15 protein-coding genes are annotated in these 19,070 nt (G+C 38.7%); 6 read left to right on the forward strand and 9 right to left on the reverse strand.

Annotation, left to right across the window (positions count from 1 at the left end; translation table 11 throughout):
- Positions 1–243: 243 nt before the first annotated feature.
- From BUA72_RS24530 to BUA72_RS19070, 3 genes are all read right to left on the reverse strand, one after another.
- On the reverse strand, positions 244–414 hold the full coding sequence (locus tag BUA72_RS24530) for a hypothetical protein (RefSeq protein WP_156122717.1): 171 nt from the start codon (positions 412–414) through the stop codon (positions 244–246).
- 232 nt (positions 415–646) lie between these two features.
- Positions 647–1,684, reverse strand: coding sequence for a patatin-like phospholipase family protein (locus BUA72_RS19065; RefSeq protein WP_072924598.1), 1,038 nt, complete (start codon positions 1,682–1,684; stop codon positions 647–649).
- Positions 1,685–1,875: 191 nt separating this feature from the next.
- Positions 1,876–2,376: a M15 family metallopeptidase gene (locus tag BUA72_RS19070; protein ID WP_047450898.1), complete on the reverse strand. Its 501-nt coding sequence runs from the start codon at positions 2,374–2,376 to the stop codon at positions 1,876–1,878.
- Positions 2,377–2,644: 268 nt separating this feature from the next.
- Here BUA72_RS19070 and BUA72_RS19075 point away from each other — a divergent pair, with 268 nt between their 5' ends.
- The 3 genes from BUA72_RS19075 to BUA72_RS19085 all read left to right on the forward strand — a co-directional run bounded on the left by BUA72_RS19075 (position 2,645) and on the right by BUA72_RS19085 (position 8,676).
- Positions 2,645–4,228 carry a Na+/H+ antiporter gene (locus BUA72_RS19075; protein ID WP_072924600.1) on the forward strand — a complete coding sequence of 528 codons (1,584 nt, stop codon included), beginning with the start codon at positions 2,645–2,647 and terminating at the stop codon, positions 4,226–4,228.
- 228 nt (positions 4,229–4,456) lie between these two features.
- Positions 4,457–5,605 (forward strand): DNA polymerase IV, encoded by a 1,149-nt coding sequence (gene dinB, locus BUA72_RS19080; protein WP_072924601.1) that lies wholly within the window; start codon positions 4,457–4,459, stop codon positions 5,603–5,605.
- A 17-nt stretch (positions 5,606–5,622) separates the two neighbouring features.
- Positions 5,623–8,676 carry a DNA polymerase III subunit alpha gene (locus BUA72_RS19085; protein ID WP_072924603.1) on the forward strand — a complete coding sequence of 1,018 codons (3,054 nt, stop codon included), beginning with the start codon at positions 5,623–5,625 and terminating at the stop codon, positions 8,674–8,676.
- A 12-nt stretch (positions 8,677–8,688) separates the two neighbouring features.
- Here the strand turns inward: BUA72_RS19085 and BUA72_RS19090 are convergent, their stop codons facing one another.
- Positions 8,689–9,300 carry a YdeI/OmpD-associated family protein gene (locus tag BUA72_RS19090; RefSeq protein ID WP_072924605.1) on the reverse strand — a complete coding sequence of 204 codons (612 nt, stop codon included), beginning with the start codon at positions 9,298–9,300 and terminating at the stop codon, positions 8,689–8,691.
- Between the two features lie 6 nt (positions 9,301–9,306).
- Positions 9,307–10,440, reverse strand: a complete 1,134-nt coding sequence (locus tag BUA72_RS19095; protein WP_072924606.1) for a serine hydrolase domain-containing protein — start codon at positions 10,438–10,440, stop codon at positions 9,307–9,309.
- Positions 10,441–10,541: 101 nt separating this feature from the next.
- On the opposite strand from BUA72_RS19095, the gene BUA72_RS19100 reads away from it, so the two are divergent.
- Complete coding sequence (locus BUA72_RS19100; protein ID WP_228407921.1) at positions 10,542–11,867, forward strand: M48 family metalloprotease; 1,326 nt, start codon at positions 10,542–10,544, stop codon at positions 11,865–11,867.
- Positions 11,868–11,892: 25 nt separating this feature from the next.
- Here BUA72_RS19100 and BUA72_RS19105 read toward each other — a convergent pair whose 3' ends face one another.
- From BUA72_RS19105 to BUA72_RS19115, 3 genes are all read right to left on the reverse strand, one after another.
- Positions 11,893–13,425 carry a hypothetical protein gene (locus tag BUA72_RS19105; protein ID WP_072924609.1) on the reverse strand — a complete coding sequence of 511 codons (1,533 nt, stop codon included), beginning with the start codon at positions 13,423–13,425 and terminating at the stop codon, positions 11,893–11,895.
- Positions 13,426–13,722: 297 nt separating this feature from the next.
- Positions 13,723–15,264 carry a glycine--tRNA ligase gene (locus BUA72_RS19110; protein ID WP_072924611.1) on the reverse strand — a complete coding sequence of 514 codons (1,542 nt, stop codon included), beginning with the start codon at positions 15,262–15,264 and terminating at the stop codon, positions 13,723–13,725.
- A 133-nt stretch (positions 15,265–15,397) separates the two neighbouring features.
- Positions 15,398–15,910: a hypothetical protein gene (locus BUA72_RS19115; protein WP_072924612.1), complete on the reverse strand. Its 513-nt coding sequence runs from the start codon at positions 15,908–15,910 to the stop codon at positions 15,398–15,400.
- 207 nt (positions 15,911–16,117) lie between these two features.
- Between BUA72_RS19115 and BUA72_RS19120 the strand changes: the two genes are divergently transcribed.
- Together BUA72_RS19120 and BUA72_RS19125 are read left to right on the forward strand one after the other, a co-directional pair.
- On the forward strand, positions 16,118–16,813 hold the full coding sequence (locus tag BUA72_RS19120; RefSeq protein ID WP_047450868.1) for a pseudouridine synthase: 696 nt from the start codon (positions 16,118–16,120) through the stop codon (positions 16,811–16,813).
- Between the two features lie 163 nt (positions 16,814–16,976).
- Positions 16,977–18,014: a quinone-dependent dihydroorotate dehydrogenase gene (locus BUA72_RS19125; RefSeq protein ID WP_072924614.1), complete on the forward strand. Its 1,038-nt coding sequence runs from the start codon at positions 16,977–16,979 to the stop codon at positions 18,012–18,014.
- Between the two features lie 165 nt (positions 18,015–18,179).
- On the opposite strand, the gene BUA72_RS19130 is transcribed toward BUA72_RS19125, so the two are convergent.
- On the reverse strand, positions 18,180–19,067 hold the full coding sequence (locus BUA72_RS19130) for a hypothetical protein (RefSeq protein ID WP_072924615.1): 888 nt from the start codon (positions 19,065–19,067) through the stop codon (positions 18,180–18,182).
- Positions 19,068–19,070: the final 3 nt, after the last annotated feature.

Here is a 19,070-nt window from a genome sequence, read left to right on the forward strand (position 1 = left end):
ATTTAAGCTGAGTTTGGGATAAGTAATTAAGATTAAAAGTTGGAAGATGGAAGCTGGAGGATGGAAGTTACTGTTTGGTATTAAATATTTAACAATTCCTTTTAAATGTATTGAAGTCGTTTTAAAAAGATGAATAAAATATCCCGTATTTCTATCTTTGACCTTCAATAACTTCCTTCTTCGGGCTTCTGACTTCCTTACATCATGATAAAACTGAAATGTCTTATCCCGAGCTCATGTTATTTAGTAAATATCTTCTTCAGGAATACCATCTGTGAAATCTTCCCTGAAAAAGTTTTCAATGTCGTTGAGATAGTTCTCATAGTCCATCTCTGCATGTTCAATGTCGCTCCATTCAATAGTATAGAGATCTTCATCGAAAAGTATATCTGGATTGTGATCTGGTGTTTCCATGTTGGGTGTCTTAAAGTTGAGGTTATGTTTTAAACATATTTCTGGCTGTCCAGCATTGATAAATGGTGAATTCAAAGGCTTTTTAAAATTTTAATGATTGTTTTTTTGTGTCTTTGTTTATACTCCAAAAGTAGTGGGAGAAGACGACAAAACTTGACGTGTTTTAAAAACTTTTTTTATTTTTTAAATATTATCTTTTAAGCTTATATTGAGTTATTATAAGGTAAAAAGCTTATATTTTATTTCTGATCAGTTTCTGTACAATCTGATTCAGTGTTTCCCTGTTATCATCAATATAGCTCAATCCCGCCTGGATCAGATTTTCAATGTTCGACCTTCTTACATTGTCCATACCCGGAGATGCATTTTTTAAGGATGGATTCAGCCGGTAATAATTTTTCTGATTCCGTTGTCCTAAAGTCTGGAACATCTGACAAAGCTGATAATCTACCGTTTCAGCATTCGCAGACATCAGAATATCAATGATGGGATTTACCCAGCCTATCTTTCCGGATTTCTGTAATTTTTTAAAAGAATAAGGTCTTGCCTCAATCCCCGTTCCGATAGAAACAATGATCATATCGTTCACGCCGGGATGATTGGCTTTCTGATGATTCTTCAATACTTCCGCAAAAGGAATTTTTCTCGCCTCAGCATAAGCACAGAGAGCAGGATTATTGGCAAACATACCGCCGTCTATCAGACTGAAAATCTGTCCGTACATAGATTTGATCTGTACCGGGCTGAAGTAAGTAGGTGCCGCCGATGTCGCTCTGCAGATATCCTTTACATAAAAATTATCTGTGCTCAGATTGGCTTCCCACGAATTGAAAAGCTTGGCTCTTCTGTTTTCTATATCATAACTGGTGATTAAGCATGGTTTTATAAATTCTTTAAGTTCTAAGTGTCCAAAAAAGTCATTCAAATTTTTTTCAAGTGATTCCTGGGGAATTTTTTCATTCAGAAGGCCAAACGGATTGACCAGCTTTTCCCAGAAAGAAACCTGGAAGATGTCGCCGCCCCTTTCAGCGTATAATTCCAGCCCTTTCTGGATAGAATATTTCGCTTTTCGGTGTTCATCGGGACATAGAATAATAGAAGCAATCAGTCCTCCTGTGCTGCTTCCGGCTACCAGATCAAAATAATCACCGAGTTTGGCTCCCGGATTATCATGATACTGAAGCTGTTCTTCTATGTAGCGGAGAATAATGCAGGTAATAATACCCCTTATTCCGCCCCCGTCCAAAGAAAGAATGGTTGTCTTTTTCATGTGATGTTTTGTTGGTTTTTAAAAGATAAACTAAGGTCCTGAGACAACTAAAACCAACGTTCTGCCCTTGAAAACAGATGCTGGTTTTAGTATTGAGATCTCAGTTTACTAACGTTTTTCTTATAAAACAAAGGTAGGCCTGGGAAGCGACAGAACTTGTCGTATTATAATTATTTTCAAATAATAGGGAATTAAAATAGAATATAATTCTGCTTATCCCTCGGCATCTTTGATAGCGTTCGCCAAGTCGTTTTCACAAGGCCTTTTTTAGTCTGGATATTCTTTTTTTCGAAGTGAGGAAGGTCCTTGAAAGTCTTCCAGTTTCCGCCCCAGTCCCAGCCGTGTCTGGCAAAAATCTTGACGCACTCATACCAGTCGGCTACCTGATCGTTATCCCAGTCTTTTGCCGTATCCCAGCTTGCTGTTTTTCCATCAATCATAAGGCAGATATCCACAGCAAGTCCATAGTTGTGAATGCTCTGTCCCGCTTTGGCATTGGTAACCTTTTTGCCCGCCGTAATTCTTCCGATGGCATATAGTTTTTCCTGTTCCTCGAAAGATCTCAAGCCTTGTGTTATTCTGATTTTTGCTCTTCCGGTAAGGGCTTCATCGCATTCTTTGATGATTTGTTTTACTTCATCTCTTACGGAAGGGTGCAGTTTGTTGATTCTCTCTGTGGTTACTTTGTCCATGATGTATATTGTTATAATACAAAAGTATAGATCAGAGGCGACGAAACTTGACGTATTTAATTAAATTTTTAAATAAAAGATTTTATTATTTGTTAATAAATTACAGCTGGCGGAGCAATGATACAGGGTTTTATGACTATTTCAAATTAAGTTCGTATAGGGTCGGAAAAATGAATACAAGAAAAGAGAATTGACTGTATATTTGTAAAAAACTTGCTCATTAAGATTGAAAATTGAAATGAGAAACTGATAAAAACACAATATTTCAATGCATACTATTTTACCTTTTTTTCTGGCAATGATAGCCGCTATCGTATTGCTGAATATGTGGGCCACTAAGTTGAAAATTGCTTACCCGATTCTGCTGGTCGTCTTCGGTCTGCTGGTCAGTTTTGTCCCGGTACTTCCCGTTGTAAAAGTAGATCCCGATCTTATTTTCTTTATATTTTTACCACCCTTACTGTTTGAAGCTTCCTGGGCTATTTCCTTCAAGGAGATGAGAAGATGGTGGCGTATTATCGGCAGTTTTGCTTTTCTGGTAGTGTTTTTTACAGCATTGTCAGTAGCTGTGGCTGCCAATTATTTTATCCCCGGATTTACCATTGCTTTAGGATTTTTGCTGGGAGGAATTGTTTCTCCGCCGGATGCTGTAAGTACCGGAGCCATTATGAAATTTGTAAAGATTCCAAAAACCACTTCTGCCATTCTTGAAGGAGAAAGTTTATTAAATGATGCCTCTTCCCTTATTATTTTCCGCTTTGCGCTCATAGCCGTAGGAACCGGTCAGTTTGTGTGGCAGGAAGCTTCCCTGAGCTTTTTATGGATGGTCATTGGCGGCGCGGGAATTGGGCTGCTGCTGGGGTGGATTTTCGTACAGGCTCATAAAAGACTCCCTACAGACGCCTCTTCTGATATTGCCATGACCCTTATAGAGCCCTACATCATGTACTGGGTGGCAGAGCAGTTCCATAGTTCCGGAGTACTTGCCGTAGTGTGCGGAGGTTTGTTTATGTCAACAAGACGTCTCATATTTTTGAATAGTGCGAGCAGAATAAAAGGACACAGTGTCTGGGAAAGCTTTGTATTCATCCTGAATGGGATCGTTTTCTTACTCATCGGTCTCGAGCTTCCTGAAATTGTAGGAGGTCTGCGTTCCGAAGGAATTCCTTTAGCAACAGCCATACAATATGGGATCCTCGTGACCGCTGTTCTTATTCTGGCGAGAATCATCAGCGCCTATGCGGCCATGGTGGCTACCTATGTCTTTCGGCCAAGTGTTGCTCCAAGAGCGTCTACAAGAAGGAGAAGTCTGCTCATGCCCCTTTTTCTTGGCTGGACAGGGATGAGAGGGGTGGTTTCTCTGGCGGCGGCACTTGCTATTCCTATTACTCTTAGCAATGGTGAGCCTTTCCCTAACAGAAATTTAATATTGTTTATCACATTTGTGGTCATCCTGCTTACTTTATTGGTACAGGGCCTTACTTTGCCTTATATTATCAACAAAGGAAAAGCATTTCGGGATTTTATGAATGAAGAGGAAGAAGAAAAGACCAGATTGAAAATAAAACATGAACTGAAACAGCACGTCTATCAGTTCCTTAAAACAAAACATGAAAATGAACTGCAGGGACATGCGGGGGTAGAAAGGATGCTGAAACACTGGGAAGAAAAAACAAAAGCCAATGATGACGGCTGGATGAATGAAAAAAATAAAATCATCTTTGTTGAAATGCTGGAAGTGCAGAGACAGTATCTTTCAGAGCTGAATAAAGATGTTACCATCAATGAAGACGTGATCCGCCAGCAATTGTACCAGATTGACCTTGAAGAGGAGCGTCTGAAGATGATCTAAACGGAGAACCCGGGGTGGCAAATTGTTTGTAACAGCCCCTCTTAATTACAAAAATATTAATTATCAAAATTCTTCGGTTCAAGATCCTCTGGTCATACACCAGAGGAATATTTCCATTTTTCCTTCTTGCCTCTTAAAAAGCGTATTGTATCTGATAAAAACGATATTGATATTAATTATATCAACTTTAATGATTGATTTGATATAAAAAGTATCTAATTTTGTGACGTGAACCGAGCAATTGTACATATGGACCTAGATACATTTTTTGTATCCTGTGAGAGGCGTAATAACTCGCAGCTTGACGGTATTCCCTTAATCATAGGAGGGGGCGACCGTGGAGTGGTGGCCTCGTGTTCCTATGAAGCAAGAAAATTTGGGGTTCGCTCAGCGATGCCAATTCGGATGGCATTAAGACTTTGTCCCGATGCAAAAGTGATTCGTGGAGATCATGAAATGTACTCTAATTTATCACATACGGTTACGGAAATTATTCAGGAAAAAGTTCCCCTGATGGAAAAAGCCAGTATTGATGAGTTTTATCTCGATTTATCCGGGATGGATAAGTTTTTTGGATGCTATCAATGGACAAAAGAAATTGCAGAGGCGGTTACTAAAGAGGCCGGGCTTCCCATAAGTTTCGCGCTGTCAACGAATAAAACCGTTTCTAAAATTGGTACCGGAGAAGCAAAACCCGTTGGGAGAATGGAGATCAATGAAATGGAAATTAAGCCATTCTTAAACCCCCTGTCAATCAAAAAAATTCCAATGGTGGGTGACAAGACCTTTCAACTGTTGTCAAGAATAGGAATCCGTACCATCCATACATTGTCAGAAATGCCGGTTTTGGTCTTGCAGCAGATGATTGGTCTTAACGGAAAAGAATTATGGAAAAAAGCCAACGGAATTGATGAAAATCCTGTAGTTCCTTATTCTGAAAGAAAATCTATATCAACTGAAAGAACTTTTACTTCCGATACCATGGATATGATAGAACTGAAAAGATTGATCTCGGGAATGGCAGAACAGCTGGCTTATCAGCTGAGACAGGAAAAGTGGTTGACTTCAACAGTCGTTATAAAAATACGTTATGCCAATTTTGATACGGAAACCAAGCAGTGCAAAGTATCCTACACATCTGCCGATCATACCTTGTCGAGAGTGGCACTGGACCTTTTTAATAAAGTCTATACAAGGAGGATGAGGCTTCGGCTCGTAGGCTTACGGTTTACAGGATTGGTACATGGGAATCATCAAATGAATTTATTTGAAGATACCGAGGAGCAAATGAGTTTATATCAAACGATGGATTATATCAAAAACCGTTTCGGTGCCGATGCTGTAGGACGGGCATCCGGCTTCGATTTCGGAAAATAAGTTTTAAATCTTTCAACATGTTTATTAATTGTCATTCCTTCCATAGCCTCCGTTACGGAACTTTATCCATTAAGGAATTGGTAAGGCAGGCGCATGAATTGGGGGCAAAACAATTAGTGTTGACTGACATTAATACCGTGACCGGAATCTATGATTTTAAAAAAGCATGCGAAGATCTGGGTATAAAGCCTATTCCCGGAGTTGAGGTCAGAAAAGAAGGAAAACTTCTGTATGTGGCAATTGCCAGAAGGTTTTCAGGAATTGGTGAAATTAATAAAGTAATCACTGATCATAATTTTGATGATAAAGAACTCTTTGAAACGGCACCTGAATTTAAAGAAGTATTGGTGGTGTATCCGATGAGTAATATTCCTGCAGAACTGAAAGCCAATGAATTTGTAGGAGTCAGAATAGAAGAGTTAAATTTTCTGATCCGTCCGGAATATAAAAAGTATATTTCTAAAATGGTCGTCCTTCATCCTGTTACTTTCAGCACAGATGAAGAATATGGACTGCATAAAATCCTCCGGGCCATTGACAATAATATATTGCTGTCAAAATTAACAAAAAGAGAGGTTTGTCGTCAATCTGAATATTTTATTTCCGAACAGCATATTATAAAGACATTTGAGAGATACCCCAAAATTATTGAAAACACAAAAAACATTCTTGAACAGTGTGATTTTGAATTTGATTTTAAAAAAGTTAAGAACAAACAGTTCTATACAAAATCTAAAGAATCTGATGTACAACTTCTCCGCAGGCTGGCATATTTAGGTTTGGAAAAAAGATACGGACTCGGTCATGAAGTGGCTCAAACAAGAGTTGAGAAAGAGCTGGGAGTTATTGACGAACTCAATTTCTGTTCTTACTTTCTGATTACCTGGGATATTATCCGGTACAGCAATAAGATGGGATTTATGCATGTAGGGCGGGGAAGCGGAGCAAATTCAATAGTCAGTTACTGCTTAGGAATTACCGATATCTGTCCGCTGGAGCTGGATCTGTATTTTGAAAGATTCCTGAACCTGAACCGGAAAACACCACCGGATTTTGACCTCGACTGGAGCTGGCAAAACAGAGATGCCATCTTGGAATATATTTTTGATCGATATGGAAAAAACCATGTTGCTTTTTGTGGAACCAATGTCGAGTTTAAATACAGATCTATTTTCAGAGAAGTAGGTAAGGTATTCGGTTTACCCAAAGAAGAGCTGGATGATTTGTCGAAAAAACCGATGGAGAGCCATGACCGGAATTCAGTGGTACGACAGGTTCAGAAATACGGTAAATTATTGGAAAAGTTTCCTAATCAAAGAAGTATGCACGCATGCGGAATTTTGATTTCAGAAGAACCTATTACCCATTATACTGCATTAGAAATGCCTCCCAAAGGATTCCCGATTGTTCAGTTTGATATGAACGTAGCAGAAGATATTGGCCTTGAAAAGTTTGATATTCTTTCCCAAAGAGGTCTTGGGACCATTAATGATACTGTAAATCTGGTTAAAAAAACAAGAGGAATCACCATTGATATCCGGGACACAACCTTGTCAAAAAATGAAGAACAGGCAAATGAATACTTAGCGGTAGGAAAGACAATCGGATGTTTTTATATAGAATCTCCGGCCATGCGTGGGCTTTTAAGAAGACTGAAATGTGACAATTACAGAACCCTCGTCGCAGCTTCTTCCATTATCAGACCGGGAGTAGCCCAAAGTGGAATGATGCGGGAATACATTTTCAGGCATAATCATCCCGATCAGTTTGAATATTTTCATCCGGTGTTTGAAGAACATTTGAAGGAGACCTATGGGATTATGGTGTATCAGGAAGATGTGATTAAAATTGCCCAGTACTTCGGGGGGCTATCCTTAGCAGATGGAGATATTCTCCGAAGAGCCATGAGTGGAAAAGGCCGCTCTATTCAAAAGCTGCAGGAGGTAAAGACAAATTTCTTTGAATCGTGTAAAATAAAGAGGCATTCTGAGGCATTGACCGCCGAAGCTTACCGGCAAATTGAATCCTTTGCCGGATATTCTTTCTGTAAGGCCCATTCAGCATCATATGCCGTGGAAAGCTATCAGAGCCTTTATCTGAAAGTATATTATCCCTTAGAATTTATGGTTTCTGTGATCAATAATCAGGGAGGTTTCTACCGCACCGAAGTGTATATCCACGAAGCAAAAATGTCCGGAGGGAATATCCAGACTCCATGTGTCAACACAAGTGAATATCAAACCACACTGAAAGGAGCAGACGTTTATTTGGGTTTAATGCTTTTGGAAGGGCTGGAAACACGAATTGCTCATGCAATTGTTGAAGAACGTGAAAAAAATGGAGACTATAAGTCATTAGAAGATTTTATCAGACGCATCTCCATTAGTATTGAAACCGTACAGATTTTAATTTTTATTGGCGCATTCAGATTTACCGGTAAACCCAAAAATGAATTACTGGTTGAAGCACGGCTGCTATTAGTCAATTTTAAACCCGAGAACAGGGGGCTTATGTTAATTGAAGAACCTGTTCAGGAATTTAAATTACCTCAATTAAAAAGAGAAAATTTCGAAGATGCTTTCGATGAAATTGAACTCATTGGTTTTCCGGTTTCCTGCAGTCCATTTGATCTGCTACAGACGAAATACAGAGGTTCTGTTTTTGTAAATAATTTATTGAAATTTCATAAAAGACAGGTAAAGATGCTGGCCTATCTGATTTCAAGAAAACATGTTCCTACCAAAAAAGGGACGATGTATTTTGGAACCTGGATAGACGTGAATGGTGAGTATTTTGACACAGCCCATTTTCCCGATAGTTTGAAGCAATATGATTTTCAGGGAGGAGGGTGTTATTTGCTTTTGGGAACGGTGGAAGTCGATTTTCATTTTCCAACCATCACCATTCATAAGATGGCTAAAATGCCCATGATTCCTGATCCCCGTTATGCTTATGATAAAGAGAAGCAATATGATATTCACAGGCAAATTAAAGAAGATGTGAGTATGACATCCAGAAAACCTTATCCACAGGCACACGAGGTTGGGTTGCCAAGAGGACGTTTAATATAATGTCTGTTTTCCTTAAGGTTTTTGGTACTTCCAGTTTCTTGCTTTTCCCTCTGCAAGCCACTCCAAAGCCTGTTCCATTCTTTTGTTTCTGGTTGTTTCGGTTTTGGCCTCGGTGATCCAGTTGATATACTCCTTTCTGAAAGACGGTGATCCTTTTTCAAAAACCTCTGAAGCTTTTTTATGGTCATTCAAAGCAGCCTGAAAATAATCGGGGACCTCAGTTTCCACTTTGGACGGTGCCGCTTTTTTCATAGTAACGCCCATATCGGTAAGTTCCATAGCTTCTTTCATCATTTTTTTAAGCTGAACTTTAGAGGGAAGATCCTCCATTTTAGTAAGCTTTCCTAAACTGAACATTGAACTTTTTTCGGCGGTCGTTTCCATTTCCTTTAAAGTTTTCATCTCCCCATGTAACCAGAATCCAAGGCTGCAATATTGTTTGAAAGAGGTAACTGAACAGAGAATTTTTCCTTTGTACATGAAAGTGGGAAATTTCCACTTTATAGCTTCTTCTGCTTCGGGACAGCATTCATGAATGGTTTCCCGTAGATAGCTTAAAATGGGTTGTGCAAAATCAGGGGATTTTTCGATGTATTCATCAACCTGTATATTGTATTTTTCCATAGTTTTTTACTGAAATAATTGAACGGATTCATTGACAAGGAATTTCACCTGATCCGGTCTTCCCCTGTCATTTTTAGGGTTATTGCTGTAGCTTCCGGTTCTTACGATTACCATATTGTGTTCCGGAACCATAATGATATACTGCCCCTGTAATCCAAGGAAATAATAATGTTTAACGGGATTGTCATGATTGATCCAAAGTCCCATCCCGTAGATCTCCTGAGATTTTTCAGTAGGCGTTCTCATTTGCTCGATAAAATTCAGATTGAGGATTTGTTGCTCTCCAACTTTTCCATCATCTAAAAACAGTTGTCCCAGTTTCGCATAATCTCTCGCATTGGAGTGGATGCAGCAATATGTTTTTTCCATCCCGTGGTTGTCGGTGCTCCATGAGGCATTTTGTTCCATTCCCATCGGGATCCAGAATTTTTCGGATAAATAGCTGGCTAATGTTTGATTCAGAGCTTTTTTTAAAGCAAATCCGAGAAGTTGAGTCGCTCCGCTTTGGTATTGAAAACGAGTGCCGGGCTGTTCTTGAAATCTTCTTGAAAATACGGCTTTGATGAGATTTCTGCCGTAATAAGCTTTGGCATTCGGCAGAAATGGATTATTGTAATCTTCATCCCAGTCGAGTCCGGCTTCCATCTGGGCTAAATTTTTAAGCGTAACCTCACTTCCGAATTCTTTTTCTTTAAATTCAGGATAGAAATCAGAAAGCCTGTCATCGATATTTTTAATGATGCCTTCCTCCAGTGCTTTCCCCAGAAGCATTACCGTAACAGCTTTTGCCATTGAAAAAGAATTGGTCTGTGAAAGCTGGTTGTAGCCGTCCCAATACTGCTCATGAAGGATTTTTCCGTTTTTTATAACCACAAAAGCTGCGGTTTTGGAATGTTTCAGATTTTCAAGTACATGTTCAGGCAGTTCTTTCTTGTTGTAGTCAGGATCTTCCGTCCAGAGTTCCGGTTCCTCCGTAGCGATGAGGTTTCCCGGAAAAAGCTTTCCATCATCGATGTAGGCGCTGGATCTTCCTTTAAGATACGTTTTCGAAATTCCGCTGAATAAATAGTCGTATCCCAAAAGATAAACTGCGGCTACCCCTACGGCTGCTCCGCCTATTACATATTTTAATGCCTTCATATGATCATGAGTATCAGTCTCAAACAAATTTAAAATAATTTTGATAAGAAAAGGAGAAAGGAACGGTAAATAAACTATTTTTGCGATTATTGATGAAAAATATGACCAGAAAACTCATTGTATTCGTGTTTTTCATTTTTTCAGTGATGGGAGCCGCCCAGACCTATAAAATGATCGACACCGCAGACTATTTGCAGAGAAAAGAATTTTTAAAAAGTTTTGCCGGAAATAACGAAGTTTTTATAAAAAAATTAAGATCGCAGTATTCCGGGAAGACAGGTTCTGAACTGTCTAAAATCTATAAGGAATTCGGAACCGATTTTGAAAAGCAGGTGAAAAACAAAGATTTTATTTTTAAATCTGAATTTGAAACGGAAATACAAACCCTGATCCAACGTCTGAGAAAGAATAATCCCAGAATTCCTCAGGATCTTAAAATTTTGGTAGCAAGAGATAATACACCGAATGCCTATTGCCTTGCGGACGGAACTTTTGTCATCAATATGGGACTGTACAACTGGCTGAATGGTGAAGACCAGATCGCTGCCGTGATTACCCATGAATTAGGTCATAAGATTGATGAACATTCCCTCAAAACTTTTTTAAATATTATCGAACAGAATCAGCTGGATAAAATAACCGTACAAAACCTGAAAGAAACGACGGAAAGTCGCAGTCAGACCCAGAATAAGAAAGCTTTTGATATCCTTAAAAACCGAGCGTATAAAAAAGGCGTGGAAAGAAGAAAGCAGGAAATGCAAGCAGATTCACTAGGCTATGTGATCTTTAAAAACAGTGATTTTAAAAAGAATGAATATGTAAACGCACTTCAACGACTGCAGGATTTTGACACCATTTCCCCGCGCCAGCTGAAGATAGAAACCTATAAGAAGCTTTTTGATCTTCCCAAACAGGCCTTCAATGAAAAATGGATGAAGAAGGAAGATTTCTCGCTGTACAATTATAATTTTTATAAAGAAAAACTGGATAAAGACTCGCTGGCCTCGCATCCGGAAATGTCCAGAAGGATTGAAAAATTAAAAAAAATATTTCCTGAACTTAAACCCTCGGTAGAGTCGGAAAAACCTTCTGAGACTTTTACAACTCTGAAGAAAATGGCCAGAATGGAGATCCTTCCCAATTATTTTCACTCCGAAGATTACGGACTGGGAATTTATGCCTCGATGCAGTTTCTGCAGGATGGGGAAGAGGAAAAATACTACAAAGGCTGGCTGGGTAAATGTTTCTCGAAAATATACGAAGCCCGGAAAAATTACAACCTGAACCGTTATCTGGACAGAATAGAACCCAAAAATCAAAGTGAAAGTTATCAGCAGTTCCTGAACTTTATGTGGAATTTGAGCCTTGATGACATCAAAAATATAGCGGACTTTTACCAGAGCAGCTACCAAATGAAAGAATCCTGATGCATCATCAGGATTCTTGTTTTTTTTAATAGTTCAGTTTTTCTAAACGGAGCTTATTGAATTTTTCTTTTTCGTTGTATTCACGGAGGAGAATGTATCCCTCTTTTCCTACGTAGGGCGTAACGGCGTAATTGTCTTTCTCAGAAATAGGAATGATTTCCTGCTTGAATTTGCCATCGATCACCGTATTGATGAAAAGATTCCATTTTTTCTGTCTGGTGACTTCATCTTTCTGATAATCGCGATAGAAGAATACCACATCTTTTCCACCATTGAGGTATTGCGAGAAAAGGTAATCACTGTTGACCCATTTCGATTTCTCTTTCTCAAAAACCTGGATATTTTTAATCTTGAAATCTTTATCCGTATACACATAAACGAGATCCGTCGTTTTAGGAGCATTGTACTGTCCGGCCGGTTTGTATTTTTCGGTAAGAATTCCTACACTTCCGTCATTCATAAAGTACATATCTTTGGTCTGAAGCATATAACCGCTTTCTACCATACCATTGGTATTGATTTTCGGAAGATAGGACGCGAAATCCGGCTTGAAATTGATTTGTTTTGTATCTACCGTAAAATCCGATTTGTTAACCATCAATCTGGCGTATCCGATATAATCATTCTTGGTGAAATTTCTTCCCAGAAGAACAATCTTGTCGTCAAACGTTTTATCATTATCAAGGCTGCTGTCATAGCCCACAGCGAAACTGTCGATGAGGTCTATTGTGGTATCGGAAAGTCCTGTAATCGGCTTATTGGAGGCTTCTTTTCCTGTTTTCATATCGATCACGACCATGCTGAAAGACTTTTTATCATCGTCCGCCTTTTTCATGATGCAGTACATGTATTTCTCGTCTCTGTCCAGAACGGATAAGGTAGAGAAAACCTTTTTAGTACCATCGGTATTGTATTTATAGCGCCAAAGCTCTTTTTTATTATCATCAAATTTAATGATGCTGTTGTTGTTCACATATTTTCCGAAGTCTTTGTATTCTACGGCAAAGTAGCCACCTTCTTTTACTTCTCCAACCGCGGAAACATAATTGTAGCCCTTTTCTTTTTTCTCTTCCCGGTTTTCCTTCCGCTGTGCTTTCCAGTTTTTAGGCTCGTTGATCTCTTTGAAAGTTCCGTCTTCAAGATAATCGTAATATACTTTTCTTTTGATGGTATTGGTTTTCGGATCGATGACCATAGAAACCGGAGTGAAGATCTCTCTTGATTTTACCAGAGAATAATCCATCATGGAAGGTCTTAAGATGATTTGTCCCTTAAAGTCAACATATCCGCGGTAAGAGGCAGCTGTGATGTCGCCTTCAAATTCTTTATTGGCAACAGGATTAAGGTTTTTATCCAGAATTACATATTCGAATTTCTTGGTTCTGTCACCTGTTTTTCCGTAAGAATAAAGGGATACATAACCGTAAAGATTGTCTTTGTCATCGAAGAGGGCATTCATTCCCACATGATCACCGGCAGCCAGTGCAGTAAGGTCCTGAGTCTGGGAATAAGCCAGCATCTGAACAAGCCCGAATACCAGTAAACTTATTTTTTTCATAGTTATTATTTTGCCAAAAATAATAAATTAACGAATACGCCGGAGAAGTTTCATTTTCTTTATTCATATTCTAAATAAAGCAGAGGAAAAGGAAAGATTTTATCTGATGAAGAAAGTGTGTTGTACTGAGTTTTTCTGAAAATGAAAAACCTTACAGGTCTTAAAGATCTATAAGGTTTGTATTATTAATATCTCCTCTAAAGACTAGAAAGAATCAGCGTTATCTGCACAATCTGCGCGAAATTATTAAAAGCTGTAAATAAGCAATAAAAAAGCCCCAATTAATGGGGCTTTAGTCTATAGTTTAGAAAGTAAATTTCTGAAGTTTGTTTTCTCGTCGATGATTCTTCTTAATTCAGAAACAGGAACTCTTTCCTGCTGCATCGTATCTCTGTCTCTTATGGTCACTGTATGATCTGTAAGAGAGTCGTGGTCGATGGTGATACAGTAAGGCGTACCGATGGCATCCTGTCTTCTGTAACGTTTTCCGATGGCGTCTTTTTCTTCGTAGAATAAATTGAAATCATATTTCAGGTCGTTGAAGATCTTTTCAGCATATTCAGCAAGACCATCTTTTTTCATTAACGGAAGAATCGCTGCTTTGATTGGTGCCAATGCCGGTGGTAAAGATAAAACTGTTCTTTCCGAACCGTCTTCCAATACTTCGTCTTTAAGACAGTGTGAGAAGATAGAAAGGAATAGTCTGTCCAGACCTACAGAAGTTTCCACTACGTAAGGTACATAGTTTTCGTTTCTTTCCGGATCGAAGAACTGAAGTTTTCTTCCTGAGAATTCTTCATGCGCTTTTAAGTCGAAATCTGTTCTGGAGTGAATTCCTTCCAGTTCTTTGAAACCAAATGGGAAGTTAAATTCAATATCAGCCGCTGCATTCGCATAGTGAGCCAATTTCTCATGATCATGGAATCTGTAGTTGTCATCCCCTAAACCTAAAGCAAGGTGCCAGTTCAGACGTTTTGTTTTCCACTGTTCGTAGAATTCAAGTTCAGTTCCCGGAGCTACAAAAAACTGCATTTCCATTTGCTCAAATTCACGCATTCTGAAGATAAACTGTCTTGCAACAATTTCATTTCTGAACGCTTTACCGATTTGTGCAATACCGAAAGGAAGTCTGTGACGTGAAGTTTTCTGAACATTCAGGAAGTTAACGAAGATACCCTGAGCGGTTTCCGGTCTCAGATAAAGATCCATTGCGCTGTCTGCAGAAGCTCCAAGCTTCGTTCCGAACATCAGGTTAAACTGTCTTACTTCCGTCCAGTTTTTAGAACCAGTATCAGGATCAGCAATTTCAAGCTCTTCAATTAAAGCCTTTACATCAGCAAGGTCTTCATTTTCCAAAGATTTGGCTAATCTTGAAAGAATAGCTTCTCTTTTAGCACGGTATTCCAGAATTTTTGGATTCGTCGCAACAAACTGAGTTTTATCAAAAGAGTCACCGAATCTTTTCGCTGCCTTTTCAATTTCTTTATTCTCTTTATCTTCAATTTTCGCACAGTAGTCTTCTACCAGAACATCTGCTCTGAAACGTTTTTTAGAATCTTTATTGTCAATCAATGGATCGTTGAAAGCGTCTACGTGGCCTGATGCCTTCCATGTGGTAGGGTGCATAAGGATCGCGGAATCAATACCCACAATATTTTCGTTAAGCTGTACCATAGCTTTCCACCAATACTGTTTGATATTGTTTTTTAATTCGGCACCATTCTGTCCATAATCATAAACAGCGGATAAACCGTCATAGATCTCACTGGAAGGGAAAATAAAACCATATTCTTTAGCGTGAGAAATCACTTTCTTGAAAACATCTTCTTGCTTTGCCATAATTTTTTTTACGTCTGATGTGCAAAAATATGAATTTGGATTCCAAATTCATGAAATTCAATAAAAAAAGAGTGTATTAACAGAAAAAACAGGTATTCATCTGAGTTAAAGACTCTCTCAGATTAAACAGATTTTAGAAACTATAAGTAATCCCAACACTGTTTCCGCTAAGATCAAGTTTGTAAGATGTTGTCTTCGTTTCGTCTGTACCGCCAGCTTGGTTTTGTGTATTGATGGCCTTTTTCATGTTTTTTCCTGAGCTTATCGCAAAAGGAATTCCTACTCCGATGGCTCCAAGACCGATTCCTACCAATCCCCAGCCGCTTTTATCTTTTTTCTTGTAAGCAACACCATTTTGATACGTTGTTTTCGTTCTGAATACTTCTTTAGCCAATCCGAAACCTACCAAACCGCCGCCTATAGCTCCAAAGATCTGCGCAACAGTACCGTTGGTGTTGGCTTTTTTCATGTAGCCTAAAGCTTCAGGGTTGGTAAATACCTTTTTGTATTCCGAGAACTTGAATTTCTGATCTCCTTTGATAAAAAATTCACGGTTATTCTTCCCGAGTTTAACAGAATCTGAAACCTGAGCAGAGGTCGAAATAAAGAAAAAGGCCATGAATAAAGCCGAAAATAATAGTTTCATAGGGTAATTTTTCCGCGAAAATAGAAAAATAAAACTGATAACGGTAATACTTTGTACTATTTTCAGGAGCCGGGAACCTGCTTTCGCTACTCGCTTCTTTATTGGTTTAGGCGCGGCGGCTCCGCCGCCGCGCCTAAACCAATAAAGAGAGCTCAAACATGCCGCTCAATCAGGGCTAAATCGCCCAAAAATTTCTACTTTTGTCCCATGTTAGAAATTCTTTATCGCGACGAGCATCTTATCGCCATCAATAAACCAAGCGGATTACTGGTTCATAAATCATATTATGCAGGAGAGGCAGATACTTATGCCATTCAGGAATTGAGAGATCAGATTGGGCAGTATGTGTATCCTGTGCATCGTTTAGACCGGAAAACTTCGGGTGTTCTGTTGTTTACTTTAGATAAAGATTCTTTGAGAATAATGAGTGATCAGTTTGCAGCACGAACGGTGGAGAAGAAATATCTGGCCATTCTTCGGGGTTGGGCAAAAGAAGAAGAAACGATCGATTATGATTTGATTAACGAAGACGAAATCCAGCAGAATGCTATTACTTATTACCATCGTTTACAGACTTCGGAAATAGATCTGGCTTTTGGAAAACATCAGACTTCCCGCTACTGTTTGGTAGAAGCTATTCCGGAAACGGGCAGAATGCATCAGCTGAGAAAACATTTTAAACATATTTTGCACCCCATTTTGGGCTGCCGTCCTTACGGTTGCAACAAACAAAATAAACTGTGGCTGGAAACTTTCGATATGAGTAAACTGATGCTTCATGCCCATCAATTGGTGTTTAATCATCCCATTACCAATGAAAGAATTACGGTGAATGCTACGGTAAACGAAGAGTTCAAAAGAGTAGGAGGTATTTTGAAGCTGGATTTAAGCTCGTATTCTTAATTTAAGGAATAAATGTCCAGTAAGGATAAAAGTAGTTTGATTTTACATATCATGCAGATGTCTGCGTTTTATAGATGATATTTATAATACATTTTTTCATAAAATATCATAGGTTAGCCGAAGGTTAATTTTAAATTGATTATTTTTGTAAAACTTTTTTTCAATGTACAAAAGTATCATCAGACCCATTCTCTTCAAATTCGATCCCGAGGAAGTTCATCATTTTACATTTTCAATGCTTAAAAATTTTGGATTTCTTGCCAAATTATTTTTTCCAAAACCTATTGAAGACAAACGTTTGGAAAGAGAAGTTTTCGGATTGAAATTTAAAAATCCTGTAGGATTGGCAGCCGGTTTCGATAAAAATGCTGTCCTGTTCAACGAGTTGGGAGATCTTGGTTTCGGATTTGTAGAAATCGGAACCGTAACACCAAAAGCTCAGGCAGGAAATCCTAAGAAAAGACTGTTCCGTCTTATTGAAGATGGCGGAATTATCAACAGAATGGGGTTCAACAATGATGGTCTTGAAGCAGCAATCGAAAAGCTGAAATCCAACAAAGGAAAAATAATCATCGGAGGAAACATTGGAAAAAACACCCATACAACCCCTGAAAATTACACCCAGGATTATCTGGACTGTTTTGAAGGACTTCATCCCCATGTAGATTATTTTGTACTAAATGTAAGCTGCCCGAATGTGGGAAGCCACGCCAAGCTGGAAGATGTAGACTATCTGCGCGAACTGATTACAGAAGTAAAGAAAATCAATCAGTCAAAATCGGTACAGAAACCCATACTACTTAAAATTGCCCCAGATCTTAATAACGCTCAGTTAGACGAAATTGTCGAACTGATTGCAGAGACAAAAATTGACGGCGTGATTGTTTCCAATACCTCTGTCAACCGCGAAGGTCTGAAAACCTCTCCTGAAGTTTTAGAACAGATAGGAAATGGCGGACTAAGTGGAAAACCGATCCGTGAAAGAAGTACAAAAATGATCAAATACCTTTCCGATAAAAGCAACAGAGCTTTCCCGATCATTGGAGTAGGAGGAATTCATTCGGCTAAAGATGCGATCGAGAAACTGGATGCAGGAGCAAGTCTGATACAGCTTTACACCGGATTTATCTATGAAGGCCCGGAACTGATCAATGAGATCAACAAAGAAATTTTAACGAGAGCCAGCAGGCTTCCAAGATAATATGGTTAGGAAGTTTGAAGCGCGAAGAGGGAAGTTATTGCAGTCCAGGGTAGAACCGAAACGTAGTTTAATTTTTTAACTACTTCAACTAATTTTACGGTAATTATTTAAAATTAGTGACTAATAGTAACTTCCAGCCTCCTTCTTCCAGCTTCCAATCTCATATTATTTAGATTTGATTATAGAGGCATTTTTTATATCTACCATAAGACTGTATGCTGCTGTAGATGAGGATTTTTTAATTTTATACTTTAAAATTTTCCGGTCCTGGGATTTTGTTTCTGTGGTGTCATAAATGTTTTCCAAACAGCTTTCAGTCAGGAATTCTTCATAGTTTTTATAATTCCAGTCTTTGGTGAAGTACAGAATTCTGTAGCCTTTTTCCCCTTCGCTGGCCCCGCATTTTCCACATGCATTGAAATTGGAAGAATGCTCAAAGTATAATAAGATACGATTCCCGTTGTCTCCCGAGGCGTAAGAAATCAATTGGTTTCCTCCATGTTTATTAATGAAATCAAACGTATTGATCTTTTTGTTGTTGGGTAACGTCAGGTAATTGTTATAACGGTAAATCATATCATTTCCGGTAAACAGTTTGGCCGGTTGCGTTTTTTTATCCATATAAAAGTTCCCGGTGATAGAATTTTCTTTAGGATTATCTGTCGTAAAAGTAATAGACTCTTTGGGATTCATAGCCTCCGCAATTTCTGCAGTTTTTTCCACTTTCTGCGGCGAAGTGATCTGATCTTTCAACAGTTTGGAATTCTGCTTTTGTTTGTTTCCGAAATGATATAAAGACAGTTTCCCATAATCATAAATACCCGTCAGAGGGATCTTTTTCTGATATTTATCGTAATAATACCAGCCGTCTACAAAATACTGATACAGGCTGCAATCTGCAATTCCTGCGAAATGAAGTTGCATGGTAACGGGAACTCCCGCAATTTCGCCTTTGAAAATCTGTGAGGAATCTGTTACGGCCTTGAGTTCAACTTTCTGGCAGAAACAGAGGACAAAAAGAGGGAGGAATAATGTAATAAAAAGTTTTTTCATGGT

The sequence above is a fragment of the Chryseobacterium sp. OV279 genome, from assembly GCF_900128945.1.
In the GTDB taxonomy this organism is placed as follows: domain Bacteria; phylum Bacteroidota; class Bacteroidia; order Flavobacteriales; family Weeksellaceae; genus Chryseobacterium.

Bases quoted from the DNA above. Each gene is read 5' to 3' on its own strand.
- BUA72_RS24530 (WP_156122717.1), bottom strand. From the start codon at position 414: ATGGAAACACCAGATCACAATCCAGATATACTTTTCGATGAAGATCTC.
- BUA72_RS19065 (WP_072924598.1), bottom strand. From the start codon at position 1,684: ATGAAAAAGACAACCATTCTTTCTTTGGACGGGGGCGGAATAAGGGGT.
- BUA72_RS19070 (WP_047450898.1), bottom strand. From the start codon at position 2,376: ATGGACAAAGTAACCACAGAGAGAATCAACAAACTGCACCCTTCCGTA.
- BUA72_RS19075 (WP_072924600.1), top strand. From the start codon at position 2,645: ATGCATACTATTTTACCTTTTTTTCTGGCAATGATAGCCGCTATCGTA.
- BUA72_RS19085 (WP_072924603.1), top strand. From the start codon at position 5,623: ATGTTTATTAATTGTCATTCCTTCCATAGCCTCCGTTACGGAACTTTA.
- BUA72_RS19090 (WP_072924605.1), bottom strand. From the start codon at position 9,300: ATGGAAAAATACAATATACAGGTTGATGAATACATCGAAAAATCCCCT.
- BUA72_RS19095 (WP_072924606.1), bottom strand. From the start codon at position 10,440: ATGAAGGCATTAAAATATGTAATAGGCGGAGCAGCCGTAGGGGTAGCC.
- BUA72_RS19100 (WP_228407921.1), top strand. From the start codon at position 10,542: ATGACCAGAAAACTCATTGTATTCGTGTTTTTCATTTTTTCAGTGATG.
- BUA72_RS19105 (WP_072924609.1), bottom strand. From the start codon at position 13,425: ATGAAAAAAATAAGTTTACTGGTATTCGGGCTTGTTCAGATGCTGGCT.
- BUA72_RS19110 (WP_072924611.1), bottom strand. From the start codon at position 15,264: ATGGCAAAGCAAGAAGATGTTTTCAAGAAAGTGATTTCTCACGCTAAA.
- BUA72_RS19115 (WP_072924612.1), bottom strand. From the start codon at position 15,910: ATGAAACTATTATTTTCGGCTTTATTCATGGCCTTTTTCTTTATTTCG.
- BUA72_RS19120 (WP_047450868.1), top strand. From the start codon at position 16,118: ATGTTAGAAATTCTTTATCGCGACGAGCATCTTATCGCCATCAATAAA.
- BUA72_RS19125 (WP_072924614.1), top strand. From the start codon at position 16,977: ATGTACAAAAGTATCATCAGACCCATTCTCTTCAAATTCGATCCCGAG.
- BUA72_RS19130 (WP_072924615.1), bottom strand. From the start codon at position 19,067: ATGAAAAAACTTTTTATTACATTATTCCTCCCTCTTTTTGTCCTCTGT.